20 protein-coding genes are annotated in these 18592 nt (G+C 60.2%); 12 read left to right on the forward strand and 8 right to left on the reverse strand.

Annotated features, from left to right (window positions below; genetic code table 11):
- The first annotated feature begins 92 nt into the window (after positions 1-92).
- On the forward strand, positions 93-1493 hold the full coding sequence (gene argH, locus COA55_RS02525; RefSeq protein ID WP_290500480.1) for an argininosuccinate lyase: 1401 nt from the start codon (positions 93-95) through the stop codon (positions 1491-1493).
- 136 nt (positions 1494-1629) lie between these two features.
- Here the strand turns inward: argH and rnk are convergent, their stop codons facing one another.
- The gene (gene rnk / locus COA55_RS02530; RefSeq protein ID WP_063519238.1) at positions 1630-2025 is read right to left on the reverse strand and encodes a nucleoside diphosphate kinase regulator; all 396 of its coding nucleotides are present in this window, start codon (positions 2023-2025) and stop codon (positions 1630-1632) included.
- A 263-nt stretch (positions 2026-2288) separates the two neighbouring features.
- Between rnk and COA55_RS02535 the strand changes: the two genes are divergently transcribed.
- From COA55_RS02535 to COA55_RS02545, 3 genes are all read left to right on the forward strand, one after another.
- On the forward strand, positions 2289-2474 hold the full coding sequence (locus COA55_RS02535) for a lipoprotein (protein ID WP_290500481.1): 186 nt from the start codon (positions 2289-2291) through the stop codon (positions 2472-2474).
- Positions 2475-2476: 2 nt separating this feature from the next.
- Complete coding sequence (lysA, locus tag COA55_RS02540; RefSeq protein WP_290500482.1) at positions 2477-3718, forward strand: diaminopimelate decarboxylase; 1242 nt, start codon at positions 2477-2479, stop codon at positions 3716-3718.
- Positions 3719-3897: 179 nt separating this feature from the next.
- Positions 3898-4887, forward strand: a complete 990-nt coding sequence (locus COA55_RS02545; RefSeq protein ID WP_290500483.1) for a Solitary outer membrane autotransporter beta-barrel domain — start codon at positions 3898-3900, stop codon at positions 4885-4887.
- On the opposite strand, the gene nhaC is transcribed toward COA55_RS02545, so the two are convergent.
- From nhaC to COA55_RS02565, 4 genes are all read right to left on the reverse strand, one after another.
- Positions 4874-6346 carry a Na+/H+ antiporter NhaC gene (gene nhaC / locus COA55_RS02550; protein WP_063538197.1) on the reverse strand — a complete coding sequence of 491 codons (1473 nt, stop codon included), beginning with the start codon at positions 6344-6346 and terminating at the stop codon, positions 4874-4876. The genes COA55_RS02545 and nhaC overlap by 14 nt on opposite strands.
- Before the next feature lie 196 nt (positions 6347-6542).
- Complete coding sequence (locus COA55_RS02555) at positions 6543-7025, reverse strand: GNAT family N-acetyltransferase (RefSeq protein ID WP_290500486.1); 483 nt, start codon at positions 7023-7025, stop codon at positions 6543-6545.
- Positions 7022-7870 (reverse strand): 23S rRNA (adenine(2030)-N(6))-methyltransferase RlmJ, encoded by an 849-nt coding sequence (gene rlmJ, locus COA55_RS02560; protein ID WP_063519335.1) that lies wholly within the window; start codon positions 7868-7870, stop codon positions 7022-7024. Before rlmJ ends, COA55_RS02555 begins: the two co-directional genes overlap by 4 nt.
- Positions 7871-7982: 112 nt before the next feature.
- Complete coding sequence (locus COA55_RS02565; protein ID WP_290500488.1) at positions 7983-9659, reverse strand: carboxypeptidase-like regulatory domain-containing protein; 1677 nt, start codon at positions 9657-9659, stop codon at positions 7983-7985.
- Positions 9660-9757: 98 nt separating this feature from the next.
- Between COA55_RS02565 and dapF the strand changes: the two genes are divergently transcribed.
- The 5 genes from dapF (at position 9758) to COA55_RS02590 (ending at position 13473) form a co-directional block, all read left to right on the forward strand.
- On the forward strand, positions 9758-10606 hold the full coding sequence (gene dapF / locus COA55_RS02570; protein ID WP_363969311.1) for a diaminopimelate epimerase: 849 nt from the start codon (positions 9758-9760) through the stop codon (positions 10604-10606).
- Between the two features lie 66 nt (positions 10607-10672).
- A complete protein-coding gene (locus COA55_RS02575; protein ID WP_063519332.1) occupies positions 10673-11398 on the forward strand; it encodes a DUF484 family protein in 726 nt (241 codons plus the stop codon).
- 2 nt (positions 11399-11400) lie between these two features.
- Entirely contained in the window at positions 11401-12345 is a 945-nt protein-coding gene (xerC, locus tag COA55_RS02580) for a tyrosine recombinase XerC (protein WP_290500489.1), read from the forward strand.
- Positions 12346-12432: 87 nt separating this feature from the next.
- Complete coding sequence (locus COA55_RS02585; RefSeq protein WP_063520618.1) at positions 12433-13140, forward strand: HAD family hydrolase; 708 nt, start codon at positions 12433-12435, stop codon at positions 13138-13140.
- Positions 13141-13158: 18 nt separating this feature from the next.
- Positions 13159-13473, forward strand: a complete 315-nt coding sequence (locus COA55_RS02590; RefSeq protein ID WP_082872270.1) for a YqcC family protein — start codon at positions 13159-13161, stop codon at positions 13471-13473.
- A 375-nt stretch (positions 13474-13848) separates the two neighbouring features.
- Here COA55_RS02590 and COA55_RS02595 read toward each other — a convergent pair whose 3' ends face one another.
- Together COA55_RS02595 and COA55_RS02600 are read right to left on the reverse strand one after the other, a co-directional pair.
- Positions 13849-14829, reverse strand: a complete 981-nt coding sequence (locus COA55_RS02595; protein WP_063520620.1) for a hypothetical protein — start codon at positions 14827-14829, stop codon at positions 13849-13851.
- A gap of 389 nt (positions 14830-15218) precedes the next feature.
- Positions 15219-15395, reverse strand: a complete 177-nt coding sequence (locus COA55_RS02600) for a hemin uptake protein HemP (RefSeq protein ID WP_007149677.1) — start codon at positions 15393-15395, stop codon at positions 15219-15221.
- 257 nt (positions 15396-15652) lie between these two features.
- On the opposite strand from COA55_RS02600, the gene COA55_RS02605 reads away from it, so the two are divergent.
- The 3 genes from COA55_RS02605 to COA55_RS02615 all read left to right on the forward strand — a co-directional run bounded on the left by COA55_RS02605 (position 15653) and on the right by COA55_RS02615 (position 17504).
- Positions 15653-16171, forward strand: a complete 519-nt coding sequence (locus tag COA55_RS02605; RefSeq protein WP_290500493.1) for a DUF6231 family protein — start codon at positions 15653-15655, stop codon at positions 16169-16171.
- A 79-nt stretch (positions 16172-16250) separates the two neighbouring features.
- A complete protein-coding gene (locus tag COA55_RS02610; RefSeq protein WP_290500494.1) occupies positions 16251-16943 on the forward strand; it encodes a hypothetical protein in 693 nt (230 codons plus the stop codon).
- Positions 16944-17081: 138 nt separating this feature from the next.
- Complete coding sequence (locus COA55_RS02615) at positions 17082-17504, forward strand: OsmC family protein (RefSeq protein ID WP_290500496.1); 423 nt, start codon at positions 17082-17084, stop codon at positions 17502-17504.
- Between the two features lie 120 nt (positions 17505-17624).
- Here the strand turns inward: COA55_RS02615 and COA55_RS02620 are convergent, their stop codons facing one another.
- Entirely contained in the window at positions 17625-18542 is a 918-nt protein-coding gene (locus COA55_RS02620; protein WP_290500498.1) for an alpha/beta hydrolase, read from the reverse strand.
- Positions 18543-18592: the final 50 nt, after the last annotated feature.

Consider the following 18592-nt stretch of genomic DNA (forward strand, 5'->3'; position numbering starts at 1 on the left):
AAGATGTTATACCTGAACCAACCGCCACTCCCAAGGAATAGTCTCCCCCTGCTATACTTGCGCCCCCGCAAACCAAGCGTTGAGCAAGAACGATGACTGACAAGCAGCAGAACAAACTCTGGGGCGGCCGCTTCAGCGAGTCCACCGACCAGTTCGTGCAGGAATTCACTGCCAGTGTGAACTTCGACCGCCGCATGTACCGTCAGGACATCTATGGCTCCCAGGCCCATGCCACCATGCTGGCCGAAGTGGGCGTGCTCACCGATGAGGAGCGCGATGCCATTATCCAGGGGTTGCGTGAAATTCAGCTGGAAATCGAAAACGGCGAGTTCGAGTGGTCCGTGGCCCTGGAAGATGTGCACATGAACATCGAAGCGCGGCTCACCGACAAGATCGGCATCACCGGCAAAAAGCTGCACACTGGTCGCAGCCGTAACGACCAGGTGGCCACCGACATCCGCCTGTGGCTGCGCGACGAACTGCTGATTCTGGAAGAGCAGTATCTGTACCTGATGACCGGCCTGCTGAACCTGGCCGAGCGCGAAGCGGCCACCATCATGCCCGGCTTTACTCACCTGCAGACCGCCCAGCCAGTGACCTTTGGCCACCACCTTCTGGCCTGGTTCGAAATGCTCAAACGTGATCGCGAGCGCCTGCTGGATTGCCGCAAGCGGGTCAACCGCATGCCCCTGGGCGCCGCCGCCCTGGCCGGCACCACCTACCCGATCAACCGGGAGCGCACCTGCGAGCTGCTCGGGTTCGACGGCGTCTGCGAAAACTCGCTGGACGCGGTGAGCGACCGGGACTTCGCCATCGAATTCTGCGCCCTGGCCGCCCTGACCATGACCCACCTGTCGCGGATCAGCGAAGAACTGGTGCTGTGGACCAGCGCCCAGTTCAACTTCATCAACCTGCCCGACCGCTTCTGCACCGGCAGCTCCATCATGCCGCAGAAGAAGAACCCGGATGTGCCGGAACTGGTGCGCGGCAAGACTGGCCGCGTGAATGGCCACCTGATTAGCCTGCTGACCCTGATGAAAAGCCAGCCGCTGGCCTACAACAAGGATAACCAGGAAGACAAGGAACCGTTGTACGACGCCGTGGATACCCTCAAGGGCAGCCTGCGCGCCTTTGGTGACATGATCCCGGCCCTGGAACCCAACCGGGAAGTGATGCGCGAAGCCGCCCGTCGTGGTTTCGCCACCGCCACCGACCTGGCCGATTACCTGGTGCGCAAGGGCATCGCCTTCCGCGACTCCCACGAGATCGTCGGCAAGGCCGTGGCCTACGGCGTAGAAAAGAAAAAGGATCTGGGCGACATGTCCCTGTCCGAGCTCAAGCAATTCAGCGACCAGATCGACGAGGATGTCTTCGAGGTGCTGACCCTGGAAGGCTCCGTCAGCGCCCGTAACCACATCGGCGGCACCGCCCCCGACCAGGTCCGCGCCGCCGTGGCCCGCGCCCGGGAAGCGCTGGACAACACCAGCCACTAACGCGCCGCAACGAGCGCTTTCTTCGGAAGGCGCCGTACGATAAAAAAACGCCACCGACTCTCTGGAGCCGGTGGCGTTTTCGTTCCGGGCAACGGCGTAGCCGTTAGCACACCCGCACAGCAGTCCCTGCCCCGTGCTACGCCAGATCTTCACCGTTGGCTTCTGGCTGATACTCGATGGCGAGAATCTCCAGTTTCAGGGTCTTGCCGTTGGGCGCCGGCCAGTCAATGCTTTGCCCCACCGATAACCCCAGTAGCGCTGCCCCCACCGGCGCCAACACGGACACTTTCTCCGGCCCGCTATCCTGCGGATACACCAGCGTCAGGCTCATTTCCCGCCCACGCCCCTGTTCCCGGCAGCGAATCCGCGAATTCATGGTCACCACATCCGCCGGCATTGCCTCGGGGGCCACCACCGTGGCACGCAACAGCTCCTCTTCCAGGCCTTCGGCCACCTCGCCATGGGCGGTCGCTAATAATGCCTCCAAGCGCGCAACATCCAAACGTGAAACGGTAATGGCCGGTAACGCCATGGCTTTCTCCTTACAGGGTTAAATGCCCCACGCATACACGTCTACCCGCGTGCCGGGGTATCCAGGCTCAGGCAGGGCAAGTACGAGTGAAGGGGCGAAAAGATCAGCAGAAATGTGTCCACGCGGGGCAGACTATTCACTGATAGTAAACCGGACCGCTTTTTTCTCAAGCGGCGTTATCGGACACCCAAACCGCAGGAGGGCGCAGGCTGCCATTGCAGTACCGAACCGTTATACTCCCCCTCCAGCAAACGGAGTATCCCATGCGCCCATTCAGCCTGTTACTGTTCCTGCTACTGGCCGCCTGCGGCCAGAAAGGTCCGCTGTATTTTGACCAGGAACGCAGCGCCGCCGCTCCGACAGGCAACGCCCAGGCGGCGCAAGCCGACGCCACAGACAGTGACGACACCCAAGACGAAGACGACGCCAACGCGTCCGCACAGGAATAATCATGGATCCCTTTCAGTACCGTGACGGCCAGCTATTCGCCGAAGATCTTCCCGTAGAACAGCTGGCGGATCGCTTCGGCACGCCGCTCTACCTGTATTCCCGTGCGGCTCTGGAGCGTCACTATCTGGCCTTCGATGAAGCCTTCGGCGACCACCCTCATCAGGTGTGCTACGCGGTGAAAGCCAACTCCAACCTGGCGGTGTTGAATGTGCTGGCCCGGTGTGGAGCGGGGTTCGATATCGTTTCCGGTGGTGAGCTGGAGCGGGTGCTGCGCGCCGGTGGCGACCCGGACAAGATCGTCTTTTCCGGCGTGGGCAAAACCGCCGATGAAATGGCCGCGGCTCTGAAAGCCAACATCCACTGCTTCAATGTGGAATCCGCCGCCGAGCTGGAACTGCTCAATCTGGTGGCCGGCGAACTGGACCGCAAAGCGCCCATCGCCATTCGGGTGAACCCGGATGTGGACGCCCAGACCCACCCCTATATTTCCACCGGCCTGAAAGACAACAAGTTCGGCGTGGACATCACCAAGGCGCCGGCCCTGTATCAGCGCGCCCACGAGATGCCGCACATCCGCATCCTCGGCATCGACTGCCATATCGGCAGCCAGCTGACCAAGCTTGCGCCCTTTGAAGATGCGCTAGAGCGGGTGTTAAAGCTGCTGGCCCAGCTGCAGGAGCACGGCATCGAAATCCATCATCTGGATCTGGGCGGTGGCCTGGGCGTCACCTACGATGACGAGACTCCGCCAGACCGTTCAGCGTATGTGCAGGCCCTGCTCAAGCACATCCCCGGCGAGCTGCCCGTACACATCGAACCGGGCCGCTCCATTGCCGCCAACGCCGGCCTGTTCATTACTCAGGTACTGTTCCTCAAGCCCACCGAGCACAAGAACTTTGCCATCGTCGACGGCGCCATGAACGATCTGATTCGCCCGAGCCTGTATTCCGCTTGGCAAAATATCGTGCCGGTGAAACCCCATGACGCCGATTGCCGTAACTGGGATATCGTCGGCCCGGTGTGCGAAACCGGCGACTTCCTCGGCAAGGACCGCGCTTTGTCCCTGGAAACCGGCGACCTGCTGGCCGTGCGCAGCGCCGGCGCTTACGGCTTCGCCATGGCCAGCAACTACAACAGCCGCAACCGCCCCGCCGAGATCATGGTGGATGGCGACCAGGCCTTTGTGGTGCGTCAGCGGGAAACCTATGACGAACAGCTCAAGCTGGAGTCGCTGCTGCCGTAACGAGAGACGCTGCGCGCAACACGCTTGGGGCAACAACGCGAAAGCGGCTGGGAGATAGAGTGAACACAAAAAGCCGCGCCAGACGAATGTCGGGGCGGCTTTTTTCTGCCGCCGCGAAGCTCACCTGTGGGAGCGAATTTTGTGGTTAACTAGATCCAAAGTGGCAACCTGAAACGGTCATGGCCCGACACGCGCTCCTGCTTTTTGTTCTCGCGGTTTTTACCGCACCGTCCCAAGCGGCCACGCCACTGGACCAGGCCGTCCGTCTGAGCCTGGCAGAAAACTATGTCACCGCCGCCCTTCTCACCGGCGGCAATGCCGTACGCTTCGGCTTCTGGGATTTCGATCCCAACAACTACATCGGTTTCGAGGATGAAAACCTGGGTTCACTGGAAGCCCAGGAACTTCGCCAGCGCCTTACCACCCTGTCCATCCCCTACACCTGGAGCAGGCCACTGGGGGAAGACAGCAATACCCTGGTGCTTGGCGTGAAGGCCGCTTACCTCGGCCAGCAACAGGAGACCCGACTGGTCAGCCCCGACCAACGCGTGGAGGACAGGATCGACGGCTCAGTGACCACACTGTCCATGGGTGGGGAAGTCCGTCACCGGATGAATGATCATGTCGGCCTAGCCGCAGGCATGAACCTGCTCTGGCAGCGCTACCGCAATGACACGGATTTCAACACCCCGGAATCCCAGGCCCTGGCACCGCTGGCCGATGGGCTGATAACCAACTATCGCGCCAATGCCTGGCAGGCCGAACCCCATGTTCGTGCCACCTGGTTTGTCGACGGGCGCGGCGCAGAACTGAAGCTGATCAGTGATTTTCACTACATGCATGGGCGCACCTATAACACCGGAGAATCCGCCCACGATGTGCAACCGGAAGCCTGGTACTGGTCCAACGGCGTCCGCTGGCGCCACCCCTTTGTCACCCGCATACTGTCCGGCCAGAATGTCTGGCTGCAGGCCTCACGGTATGATCTGGGCGGCGATCTGGATGGTCCGCTGGGTAACCACTATTACTACGAAGCCGGGGTTGGCTGGTTACTGGACCTGCGAAAAAGGGGAATCCCTTTCGTGGACAACGTGGGCATCGGCATCAACCTGAACTACGGTAGCGTGCTGCGCGGCGGCACCCTGGTGCTGTTGTTCAACGAGGAGTAGTGGCCACTGCTTGCGGCGGGGTCAACCGCAGTACCTTGATCCCCAGCCAGGCATAGGCTAGCGCCAGCACCGGGTTGATCAGGTTGAAGAACGCATAGAAAAGGTAATCGGTCACCGGCACCAGCAGCACCGACTGCATGTAGGCTCCACAGGTATTCCAGGGGATCAGCGGGCTGGTGATGGTGCCGCCATCTTCCAGCGCACGGGACAGGTTTACCGGGGCCAGCCCTTTTTTCTCATAGGCTTCGCGGAACATGCGCCCGGGCATGATGATGGAGATGTACTGATCGGCGGTAAGGATATTGCTGCCAAAGCAGGTCGCCAGGGTCGCGGTGATCAACCCGGCAGCGCCCTTGACCATCCCCAGCAGCCCCTCGATCAAACGCGCCAGTAGCCCGGCTTTTTCCATGACTGCGCCAAACGTCATGGCGCACATGATCAGCCAGACCGTGTTCATCATGGAAGCCATGCCACCGCCTGAGAGCAGGTCATTGAGAGCCGCATCGCCGGCATCCACCGTAACCCCGGCAAAGAAAGTCTGCCAGATCACCTGCAGGGTCAGCGTCCAGTCCGGGTTGGCTACCCCTGCCTGCACGGCGATGGCCTCCTGCTGAAACAGCAACGCCCAGACACCACCCACCAGCGCGCCAATGAAAATGGCAGGCAGCGCCGGCATGCGCTTGAGCGCCATAAACAACAACAGCCCCAGCGGCAGCAAGTGAATGAGGGAAACATGGAATTGGCTTTCCAGCCCTGCCAGCAGGGGCGCAATACGATCCACACCGGTGTCGGGAATGTCCGTATGCATCCCCATCACCAGAAAGATCAGCAGGGCGATGACAATGGACGGCACCGTGGTCCACAGCATCAGGCGAATGTGCTCGAACAGTTCGGAACCGGCCACCGCCGGCGCCAGGTTGGTGGTTTCGGACAGGGGCGAGATCTTGTCACCGAAATAGGCCCCGGACACCACTGCCCCGGCGGCCACCGGCAGGGACAGCCCCAGCCCGCTGGCCACGCCGATGAGCGCCACGCCCACGGTGGCCGCCACAGTCCAGCTGGAACCGATACTCAGGGCAATAATCGCGCAGATCAGGCAGGCCGCCGCGTAGAACAGCGACGGGTTCATCAGCTCCAGGCCAAAATAGATCAGCGACGGGACAATGCCCGCCAGCCGCCAGGTGCCAATCAGCGCGCCGACCATCAGCAGAATCAGGATGGCACCCAGCGCCACCGAGATTCCCTGTACCATGGCGGTTTCGATTTCCCGCCAGGTCAGACCGTTCTTGAACGCGATCAATGAGGCCAGGCCGGCGCAGAACAACAGGGCAATCTGGTTAGGCCCGGAAGACGCGCTGTCACCATACAGGTACACCGCCGCCGCCAGCAGGCCCACCAACACGACAATCGGCAGCAAGGCATCAAACAGGGAGGGACGGCGGTGTCGGGATTCAGTCATGGCGGCAACAGTGGGCGACAGAACGTTCGGTTATACGTGAGCAAGCGCAAGTAAGCACTTACCGCCTGTACAGAAAGCGGCGCAGTCTACCAGTGCAGCGACAGACCGGCATCACCGGTCGTCGGAGTTTCACTCGGCAAACGGCAACCGAAAACGGCCACACGACAGGCGCAGCTGGCACCAACAAGACAGCGCGTCAGGCGGTATTCGCCAGTGCCTTCAGGGCATCGCCTTCCAGACGGTAGCGCACCCACTCTGACTGGGGGCGTGCGCCCAGGCCTTCATAGAAATCGATGGCGGGCGTATTCCAGTCCAGTACGCTCCACTCGAAACGCCCGCAATCACGCTCCACGGCCAAAGCCGCCAGCCGGGCCAGCAGGGCTTTGCCGATGCCCGCCCCTCGCTGTTCCGGCTCCACGAACAGGTCTTCCAGATACAGGCCGTTGCGGCCTTGCCAGGTAGAGTAATTGAAGAAGTAGATGGCCAGCCCAACGATCAGGCCATCCTGCTCGGCCACCATGGCATGGGCCGTTGCTCCTTCACCAAACAGGGTAGCAGCCAGCTGCTGTGCATCGGCCTTCACCTGATCCTCGGCTTTTTCGTAGCGCGCCAGATCACGGATAAGGCGCAACAAGTCCGCCACATCCCCACGCCGGGCGTCTCGCAGAACAACGGTCATTCCGGCGTTTCACCGGTCAGCTGCTTTACCAGGGTATGACCATTGGCATCGCAGAGCGCATCTTTCAATAACGGCATGGCCTGAGCCATGTGCTGGGCCAGCGTGTAAGGCGGGTTAATGATCAACATGCCCGTACCGGTCATGCCGCGGCCGGAAGCATCCGGGCGCACGCAGCATTCCACCCGCAACAGATTGGGAATCCCCGCTTTCACAAAACGGCGAATAAAGCTTTCCGTGCGGTTGCGGTCCAGCACCGGGTACCAGATGGCATAGGTGGCGGTGGCAAATTTCTCCATGGCCATTTGCACCGCAGGCAGCACGCCGTTGTAATCCGCTTCCATCTCGTAGGACGGATCAATCAGTACCAGACCGCGCCGATGCTGGGGCGGCAGCAATGCCTTAAGCCCCTGCCAGGCATCTTCCTTGAGCACCTGCACCCGCTTGTCGTCAGCGAACTCACGCTTGAGCAGGGCAAAGTCAGTGGTGTGCAGCTCCGTGCACTGCAGCACATCCTGCTCACGCAGCAGGCGGGCGCTGATCAGCGGCGAACCGGGATAGTCCGTCAGCCGCCCCACCGGGTTCAGCTTTTCCACCAGCGACACATACTGGTCAATCACCCCCACCCCGGTGCGCTTGCCAAACAACCTGGCAATCCCTTCCTGGTACTCACCGGTCTTCTGCATGTGCTCACTGGCGATGGCATAGCTGCCTGCACCGGCGTGGGTGTCGTGCACCGTGAAGGGTTTGTCCTTCTTCTTCAGGTATTCAATGATTGCCATCTGCACGATGTGCTTGAGGACATCGGCGAAATTGCCGGCGTGGTAGCTGTGGCGGTAGGACAACATGACATACATCCAGAATGAGCTGAAAGCGGCAGTGTAGGACAACCAGCCCTTATGGCAATAAAAAACCGCCCCGAGGGGCGGTTTACATTCCTGGCTTCTTGGCGGGGAGCCTCTATCTGGACACTCTTTTGCCTGTGCCAGCCAAGCCTGATTTGGCCATGGGCTCCATGCCACCCACCTCGTCTTCGCCATCGCCTTCATACAACGGGAAAGAACCTTCCGTACGAGAGATGACCACATCGTCAAGTACCCAGCCACGGAAACCGTTATAAAGCTCATCTTCCGTAGAGAAGACAAAACGCAGCACAACGTCCGACTCACCTGCGTAAGCATCCAGAGAAATGGGCTCCTGCTGTGCATTGACGGGCGGAGCATTAAAACCCGCATTGGAATAGGGGATTGCATCCCGCTCCAGTGAGGACTCAGGATCGGCCAACGGATTGAGCCGTGCCAGATTCTCAAAACTGCTGCCGCCATCAGTTGAGACCTGGACCATCATCAGGTCGAAACCGTTTTCATTCGGATTCACCGACTCGATTTCCCACCAGGCCCTGAAGCTCAAAGCAAGCGGCACGGATTCTTCAGAGAGATCAATGGAAGGCGAGACCAGCCCTCCCTGATGCTCAGATACGGACAGCCCGCCATCATCATTTACACTGCCATCCTGATCTCGTTCACCAATGAAGTTGCCTTGTGTCACATCCCCATACCAGTAAGACACCTGCCCCTGCAGCGCCTGAGGCAAGGCCCCCGCCGACAGATCTCCGGGGGCAAGCTTCACATAGCTGCCTACCAGATTATTGCTGATTCCATGCCCCGCGTTGAGGTACTGCCAGCGAGTTTCCGCAAGGCCTCCCTCCTTCTGCCACAGGTCACGAGTTGCAGAATCCGCTTCAAATGTCTCCCGCCAGAGCACGCTCCCCTGATCCTGCTCCGCTTTCTCCAGCTTGATGTTCACGCCTGCCAGGCTGCCGCTATTGACCTCGATAGCCTGGGAAGAGGTTTGATACCCCGGCGCGACTGCCCGGAGGGTCGACGTGGCCAGGGTTTCAGCCAGATCCTTGCTCACATTAAAACTCAGAGAGTACTCACCTTCAGCGTTGGTCGTGGTAACCGCATAGGCCCCATTAGTAGCAGCACCAGCCCCAAGCGATACCTGTGCCCCCTCAATGGGACCCTTATCGTCATAAACCATGCCTGACAACGAACCGACGATTGAATCTACCTCCGTGCAGCTGGACAAATCACAACTGATCGGCATGGTGATGGAAAACAGCACGACAGCATTACCCGCCGCGATCTGAACAATGTGATAAACCTGCACGCTATTGTGTGTCAGCTGGACAAAGTAAATCCCCGGCACAATTTCACTGATATCCAGCTCACCCTTTTCATCCAGAAACAGTCCAGCCACTGCGCTGAAATCAGGAAACGTGGATGCCGAAGGAAATGTCAGCCCCGCCGATCCGGCGCTCTTGGCCATCTTGGTTTTCTTGGCCTCGGCTTCCGAAACCAGCTTGATTTCTGCATTCGCCAGAGGCTGGTTATTGGCGTCCACAAACGCCAGCTTTGCCACGTTCCCCGGAGCGGGATCATATGCCCCGTCACCGCCACCCGAACTATTCCCGGACCCATCACTACCACCGCCACCACCACAGGCAGCCAGCATGGCCACCACCGACATGATCAGCAGTCGACTCACCCAGATTCGCATAATTCTCTCCATAGAATAGAAACAGACCCTCTTGCGAGCTGGATTGTAGAGCAGACCTGGGGAAGTGGCAGGCAAGCATTTTCCCTGTATGTCTGTAATCTTTTGCCTACACGAGACTGACGCTATGGTTTCCAGGCAGTACAATGGCCTTTTAGTCGCACCGGATATTCCGCATGAACCTGCGCTTTACAAAAATGCACGGCCTGGGCAACGATTTCATGGTGATCGACGGCATTCGCCAGACCTTGCCGGAAACCGGCCTGCCGATGCCTGCGGATGAAATCCGGCGCCTGGGCGACCGCCACTTTGGCGTGGGCTTCGATCAGATGCTGATCGTACAGCCCGCCCGTTCCGCTGATGCTGATTTCCGCTACCGCATCCTCAATGCCGACGGCTCCGAAGTGAGTCAGTGCGGCAACGGCGCCCGCTGCTTTGCCCGCTTTGTGCGCGCACAGGGGCTCACGGACAAGCGTGAAATACAGGTGGAAACCGCCGCCGGCCAGATGACCCTCACCGTCACCGATGATGAGCAGGTCACCGTAGACATGGGCGCACCTCGCTGGGCGCTGGACGCCATTCCCATGACCGCCAAAAGTGAAGCGGACAGCTACTTCCTGGTGTCCGGCACACAGGCCTGGGAAGTGGGCGCCGTGGGCCTGGGCAACCCCCACTGCACCTTATTGGTAGAAAACGTTGATACCGCGCCAGTGGAGAGCGCCGGCCCGCTGCTGGAAAGCCATGAGCAATTCCCCGAGCGGGTCAACGTGGGCTTTATGCAGATCGTCAGCCGCAACGAAATCCGTCTGCGCGTCTACGAACGGGGCGCCGGCGAAACCCTGGCCTGCGGTTCCGGCGCCTGCGCCGCGGTGGTCATCGGGCAGCGCCGGGGCTGGCTGGATAGCGCCGTCACCGTGCATCTGCCAGGCGGCACCCTGCAAGTCTGCTACGATGGCCAGGGCGGCATCCAGATGACAGGCCCCGCCAGCCATGTCTATGATGGCGCTATTGAAATCACTCTTTAGCAGGCGATTACGAACATCGGCGATGTCAGTGCCGACTGACCCGAATGATGACAAAGGACAGGATTGATGACGGATCAGACTCCAGCCAGCGCCGACCAGGTCGCCGCCTACCTGCGTGAACATGCCGATTTCTTTCAGCATCGCCCGGAACTGCTGGAACTGTTACGTCTGCCCGATTCCAAAGGCGAGGCGGTATCGCTGCTGGAGCGCCAAGCGTCGATTCTGCGCGAGCGCAACACCGAGCTGCGCGACCGGCTCAACGGCCTGCTGGATGTGGCCCGGGAAAATGATCACCTGTTCGACAAGACCCGCCGCCTGACCCTGTCGCTGCTGGAAGCCCGCGGCGCCGAAAAACTGTTCCGCAATCTCCTCACCAGCCTGAGCACAGACTTCCACTGCGACCAGGTGGCGCTGATGCTGTACGACCGGGAAGTGCCTATTCTTGGCGACCTGCGCAACCAGATCCGTTGCGTGGACAGCGACGCCCTGCCCAGCGCCCTGAATCACCTGCTGCGCAGCGGCAAGGCGGTGTGCGGCGCCATGCGCACGGAAGAAATGGAAGCGCTGTTCCAGGACAACGCCACCGACATTCGCTCCGCCGCCATGGTGCCGCTGGAATACCAGGGTCGCCTGGGCCTGCTGGCCATCGGCAGCAAAAGCGCCATGCACTTCCGCAGCTCCCTGGGCACCCTGTTCATTACCCATATTGGCCAGGTGCTGAGCCGCCGCCTGCATGAGGTAGTGCGTCAATACCCCCACCAAAACAAGACCAAGCTGACAGTGGACAGCTGACAGTGGACAGCGAAAGCAAAAACCTCTCCCAAGCCACCAACTGCCAACCGTCCACTATCAACGCTTTCCTGACCCATCTGGCCAGCGAGCGCCGCCTTTCCCCGCACACCGTGAGCAGCTATCAGCGGGACCTGATCGAAGCCCGAAAAGTGCTGGGCAGCCAGCCCTGGGATACCCTGTCCGTGCACGACATTCGCAGCCTGGCCGCCTCACTGCACCGCAAGGGCAAAAGCGGCAAGACCATCCAGCGCATGCTCTCCACACTGCGCACGTTTTTCCGCTACCTGATGCGCGAAGGGCTGGCCCGTGATAACCCGGCCATGGATATCCGCGCCCCGAAAAGCGGCAAACGCCTGCCCAAGGCGCTGGACGCGGACCAGGTCAGCCACCTGCTGGATGCCGGCACCCACAGCAGCGAACCGCTGGCCCTGCGCGATCAGGCCATGATGGAGCTGCTCTACGCCTGCGGCCTGCGGCTGGCAGAGCTGCTAAGCCTGAATCTGGACAGCATCGACCTGCGCGACGGCCAGCTACTGGTCACCGGTAAAGGCAACAAGACCCGCCAGCTACCGGTGGGCAAACCCGCCCTCACCGCCGTACGGCGCTGGCTGAAAGTCCGCCCCCTGCTGATCAAAAGCAGCGAGCAAACCGCCCTGTTTATCAGCAAGAACGGCCGTCGCCTGTCGCCTTCCAGCGTGCAGCAACGGCTCAAGCGACACGCCCTGGAGCGCGGTCTCGACGACCATCTGCACCCGCACAAATTACGCCACTCTTTCGCTACCCACCTGCTGGAATCCTCCGGCGACCTGCGTGCGGTGCAGGAACTGCTCGGCCACGCCGATCTGGCCACTACCCAGGTCTACACCCATCTGGACTTCCAGCATCTGGCCCAGGTCTACGATGGCGCCCACCCAAGGGCCCAGCGCCGCAAGGACGAAGACGAGTAATCCTTGGCGCCTGACGCAGGACACCCAATGCCCGAGGCGAATAAAGCGGTGTGCTGCCATTAACGGTTTTACGATAAACTACCGTCCATGAGCACACTCAAGCTGATTACCTTCGATCTGGATAACACGCTGTGGCCCGTGGATGAAGTGATCCGCAAGGCCGAGAAAGCCTGTAGTGACTGGATCGCTGAGCGCCATCCGGATGCTGCCCGCGCCCTCGACGCGGAGCGGGTCCGCATGGTGCGTACCGCCCTGCTCAAGGAAAATCCCGGTTACCTGGACAACCTGACTGCCCTGCGCCAGGACGCCATGACCCGCGCCTTCATGGACGCCGGGTTCAGCAACGCGGAAGCCCGCAAGATCGCCCTGGACGCTTTTGCGGTCTTTCATCAGGCCCGCAACCAGGTATCGTTTTTTCCCGGTGCCCGCGACGTGCTGGAAACCCTGGCCGACAGCTACCAGCTGGGCGCGCTCACCAACGGCAACGCCGACCTGCGCCAGATTGGCATCGCCGAACTATTCGCGTTCCATCACTCGGCGGAAACCATCGGCAAGCGCAAACCCGCCCCGGACATGTTCCATGCCGCCCTGCAATCCGCCGGGGTTCAGGCCCACCAGGCCGTCCACGTGGGCGACCACCCGCTGGAAGATGTGCACGCTGCCCGCGAACACGGCATGCATGCCGTCTGGGCCAACCTTATCGATCTGCCCTGGCCGGTTGAACTGGACCGCCCCCATCACCATATCCACAATCTGCATGAGCTACCGGATCTGGTGCCGCTCTTCGATGACTGACTGCGGATGATTTCCCCCATGAGCCAACGCACCCAACTCGCCTCGCTGCTCAATGAATTGCAAACGGAACTGGACCAGCAAGGTCTGTGGGCTCCACAACCGCCTGCGCCATCCGCCTTCAATAGCAGCACGCCGTTTTTTGCGGACACCATGAATTTCAGCGAATGGCTACAGTGGGTTTTCATCGCCCGCTTCCGGGCCATTCTGGAAGCGGACCACCCCCTGCCCGGGCAGTGCGATATAGCCCCCATGGCAGAGGAAGCCCTGAAAGGCATGGAGCAGGAAACCGGCCAGATCATCCAGCTGCTGAAACAGTTCGACGATCACTTTTAGGCTCATCGTCTATTTGAACCGGGCCCTTTTGCCGTTTTTCATTTCGGCAATTACCGCGAAGAAGGTGATGAACGGGTCGTGGAACTGGTGCACTTTGACGATTTCTCGGTGACCGACGCCCTGGGCAATATTTTACCCACCACCAGGATGACGCCGGTGAACCCGGGCAATTGCGCCTGAATCTGCACACCGGGCAACACCAGTATCGCCCCCAGCCCTGCCTGGCCGGCTGTGAATTCCCGCAGTTCGATCACCGCTACAGCGGCCGGCCCAGCCGTTACCTTTCCCTACCATATTCCCCATGGCTTTCATTGGGGCCGGGGTAAGCCGGCAACGGCTCGCGTTCCAGGGCAACATTCTACGGAGACACCAGCGTCAGCGAATGATGCTGTCGCGCAATAGCGCTCGCCACAGGCTTTCCTCGTCACCGGCGGACAGAGTCCACAACCACTGACCCCGGTTATCCAACGCTTCCAGGGCGGTAACCACCTGCCCATCGCCGGGCTTGCGCAGCCGCCACAGGCTGTCCATCTTTGCCATGTCCAGCGACACCAAAGCGCCGTTATGGGCCAGATGGCAATGGCTTCCCTGCCAGCGAGGCGACGACCAGGGCGCGGTCATGCACAGGCGCACCCCCTGATTGCCCACACACAGGGTCGTTACCGTGTCCCGCACAGCCGCTTCTGCCAACACCGCCGGCAATGTTTCCACCCGCACCTGGCAGGCAAAGCTGTCGCGCACTGAGCGGTACAAGACGTCGCGCTGTTGAGCACAGCGCTGCAATAATCCGGCAAATTCTTCGTCGTCCGTGCTGCTCGCCCAGTCACGCTCCAACTGACTGAGCGAACCGAGCTCACCCGCCACCCCGCGCGGCAACACCGACGGCAGGTTGAGGGTTTGCTGATCCGGGTGAAGCATGGCGCACACCAGTTCCTCGAACGCCAACCCGCCACTGTCCGGCGCCACCGCCATCTGCTGTAGCGGCTGCCCATGACGGTCAAAAAAGACCAGGCTGCGAGCCGGCAAGGCGCCGGTGGGTTCCAGCACCGCCAACACCGAATGCCACTGCCCGACCTGCAAGCTCTGACGCAACCGGCAACGCTCCCCTACGGACTCCAGCCACCATTCACCGGGTGCCCCGGATTCGCCGTCCTGAAGGGTCGGGTAATGCATGTTCTGGGAAATGCGCGACCCACTGGAGAAGGTGGTTACCACCAGTGAACCCAAGCGGTACAACGCCTTGAGAATTGCCAGCGGTTCATCCTGCAACCGCAGCACGCGGTCACCGAGCGCAGCACCACACTGCCTCAACAGCGGGGATGTGACCGGGGTCGCGGGCCATGTCATGACAGACATACTGCCTCCAAAAAATAGCGCAGCAGACAACATGCTTCAGCCACAACGCGCTGACAGGGTCATGACTATTGCCGCTTGCCGCCGCGCCGACAGGGCGGCCTCGGCTGGCAGACAACATAATGACAACAGATCCTGCGCGTTGGGCAGACAACATGCTGCATGCCGAAGAGCCTTAAATTAGGTGTGGAAAGCTGGCTGCGGCTGGCGATCCACGTCAGGGAGAACGGTCAAGAGACGCTGCTTGCATCACACTCCACGCAACAACACGCAGAAAGCACTTTTGATTTTCAAGATCCGAACCCCGCGTAAAAACGTGAGCGCGGGGCAAGGCGTTTAAAAACCGACAATCAGCGAATCGCGTTGTGGCGTGAAGCGTGTTGCGTGCAGCGTCACTTGGTAAGGATCAACTTGTTGTTGGATGTACGGCGCAGCTGGTAACGCTCGCCGGCATGCTCGATCCACAACTTGCCCTGGTGATTAAGCAGCAAACCGCTGGCCACACTGCTTTCCGCATTGATGGCGACCTGACGGGTGGTAGTGGCAACGTTTTTCTTTACCTGAGACATGCTGACCTCCTTTTCCTATATGAGAATCATTATCATTATTGATTGGACAGTCGTCAATGCCTGTTTCTTATTTTCTGATGAAGATCTCATTTCAGTGGCCCAGCCCTATGGCGCACCAGTCAAACTCTCCCGGCACCCTGCCCAAAACACACCCCCAGCAGACCACCCGGGAAGCCATAACGGCGATGCATCAAAAACTGCAAAACGCTACCCAACCCCCTATCGAAAGCCACCCACAATGGCGTTAGACTGAAATCATGAATATTGCGACGGCACACTCCATGACCGAATCCCCGCAGGAACGTCTGGCCGCTATTCTCGATAGCCACCAGCCCACCTCCATTCTCACTGTCAGCCTCAACCCCATCCCCGTCGTTGCCCAGTGGTGCAAAGACCACAACTGCACGCTGGTGGAAATCCAGGAACAGAACCCGTTCCCCGCCCTGGATGACATCAACCGGGTGGATATCGCTATCGTGGCGGATCAGCTGGAATACATGCCCCAGCATGATGGCGAGGCACTGTTGGGATTGCTCCGCAACCTGCACACCGACTCCATGGTGGCCGTGTACCAACCCACCCTGGCACCGCAGAAATTGCGCTGGCCGGCTAACGGGTTTCTGGCACTGGGCTGTCGCGAACAGGGGCATTTTGCTGAAGACGGTCGTGAACTGAACATCTACAGCTACGACCTGGATAACTACAATTTCGAACGCAAATGGAATAACCCGCGCTTCTGGGCCAACCCGGAAAACTGGGGGAAATACTGGTGGTAACCTTGGCATGGCGCTGCGTTCTGGCAATGGACGCAGCGCTGTCGTATGGTTGCGCCGTCAACTGAATTGATGGCCCACCATGATCGGACACCGTTTTCGCGAAATTTTCATTTTCTGGTGGCGGCACCTTGGCCCGCTGTTTCTGGTCACCGCCCCCTTTGCCCTGATCACTGAAGCCACCCAGTGGATCTTCGGCCCTTCGTTCATGCTACCGGAAACCGAAGGGGCCGCCCTGCAATTCAGCGGCATCAGCCTGGCCATTATTTTACTGGTGCGCCCACTGGCGGAAGGTGCGCTGTATGTGCAACTGTCCGCCAGCAGCAACGGCAAACCCCGCGGCCTGCTGGCCTGTATCGCCCCGGCACTACTGGTTTACCCACCCCTGCTGCTCACCTATGCGCTGATGGCCATTGGTGTGTCTTTAGGCTGGATGGCCCTGTTTTTCCCGGCGGTGTGGGTCTACACCCGCCTGTGTTTCGCCCCTCTGCTGGTGATACTCAAGCAGCAAAATCCTGTCGACGCCCTGCGCCATTCTTTCCAGATGACCCAGGCCCAGCAATGGCCGCTGTTGCTGGTGCTGGTGCTGGTATTTCTCGCGTACCTGATGATGAGCAGCCTGGTGGCCAGTGCCATTCTTGGCGTGGTCAGCCATGCCGCCGCGGCCTCGTTACTGGCGGCGCTGCCCGTTTCACTGCTCAGCGCGCTGGTCAATATTGCGGTGTTCCGCTACTGGTCGCTGAGCCAACAAGGCGATTCGGCCAACCCAGGCTGACCGTTACCGACCGCGACCTGACCCGAAACAGGTACATTCGCTCCAAGTCGTCATGGCAAGAGCGGATTTTGATGGCATACTCATCAGACAGGCTGCCTGACAGCCATCTGACGACGACGCATCAACCGGGGAAATTTCGTGCCACAACACACCATGCATCTTAGCTGGGCCGCCCACGGCGACCGGGAACATTACCTCTGGCATCTTCCAGACGGCAATGAAGTGCGCGTGGTCGATGGCCACCACGGTCATCAGGAATTCATGGAACCGGAAGAAGCCTTCCTGGCCGCCCTGGCCAGCTGTCACTTACTCTCGTTCCTCACCGAAGCGGCCCGCGAAGGGCTGTCGGTGGCCAGTTACGATGATGATCCCCAGGGCGTACTGGGGCAGAACGATCAGGCAAAGATTTATATGCAGACCATGGTCCTGCAACCGTTGGCCACCTTTAACGGTGAGCAACCGGACATCGCCACCATTCAGGCCCTGCACCAGCGTGCCCACGAAAAGTGTTTCATCGCCCAGTCGGTGAGAAGTGAGGTGCGGATCGAACCGCGACAGTAGACCGGCAGTCGGTCACTGAGCACAAAAAAGGCCGCGTCCAATCGCTGAACGCGGCCTCTTGCCTTTCTGAATCGACACTCGCTCCCGCGAGCTATTCACGGTTCATCATCAACGACTCATTCAGGCCACCGCCGTCTGCACCACCGAATTGGCCCGCCCGACGGTCTCGGCAATCAGTTCACCGATGCGATCAATAACCGATGGCGGGAAGTCGTGCCCCATGCCGGGAATGATGGCCAGCTTGGCGCCACGAATATGCCGGGCCGAGGCTTTACCGCCGGCGGGACGGATCAGTGGATCGGCGCCACCGTGAATAACGGTGGTCGGGCACTGGATCTGTTTCAGGGTTTTGGTCAGCGACCCGGTGGCCATGATGGCCAGGAACTGGTTGCGGATACCGCGCGGATTGATGCCCCGTGCCCAGGAGGCCCGATACATGGCGGCCAGCTCCTCCTTGCCCTGGGGCAAGGTGCCGCCCAGCTTGGCCATCATCTCCAGGCCAAAGGCCACAAACTGCTCTTCGGTTTCCACTTTCACCCGTGGCGCCACCAGGGTTTTCAGCGCCGCCGGTTTCGGCGGTGGCAACAGCGGGCTGTTGTTACTGGACATAATCGAGGTCAGAGACAACACCCGCTCCGGGTGCGTGCCCGCCATCAACTGGCTGATCATCCCGCCCATGGAGGCGCCAACAAAATGCGCCCGTTCGATATTAAGGGCATCCAGCAACCCCACCGTATCGGCCACCATGTCGTGCAAGGTGTAAGCGCTCTCCACCGACAAGCCCACCATGCTGCGCAGGATCGCGGACAGCGGCCCCTGTTTGATAGGCTTGCGAATTCGGGTGGACTTGCCCACATCCCGGTTATCAAAACGGATAACCCGATATCCCTTGTCTGCCAGTGAATCCAGCAACGAATCCGGCCAGAACACCATCTGCGCCGACAGCCCCATGACGAACACGATGGGCTCCCCGTTTTCCGGGCCACGACTTTCATAAAAAAGCTCGATTCCGTTACTGGCGACCGTGCCTGACTGCATATGCGTACCCTTTGTACTGGCTTGTTCTTGTGGTGCAGTGCCGTGATGGA

The sequence above is a fragment of the Alcanivorax sp. genome, assembly GCF_002733835.1.
GTDB lineage: Bacteria > Pseudomonadota > Gammaproteobacteria > Pseudomonadales > Alcanivoracaceae > Alcanivorax.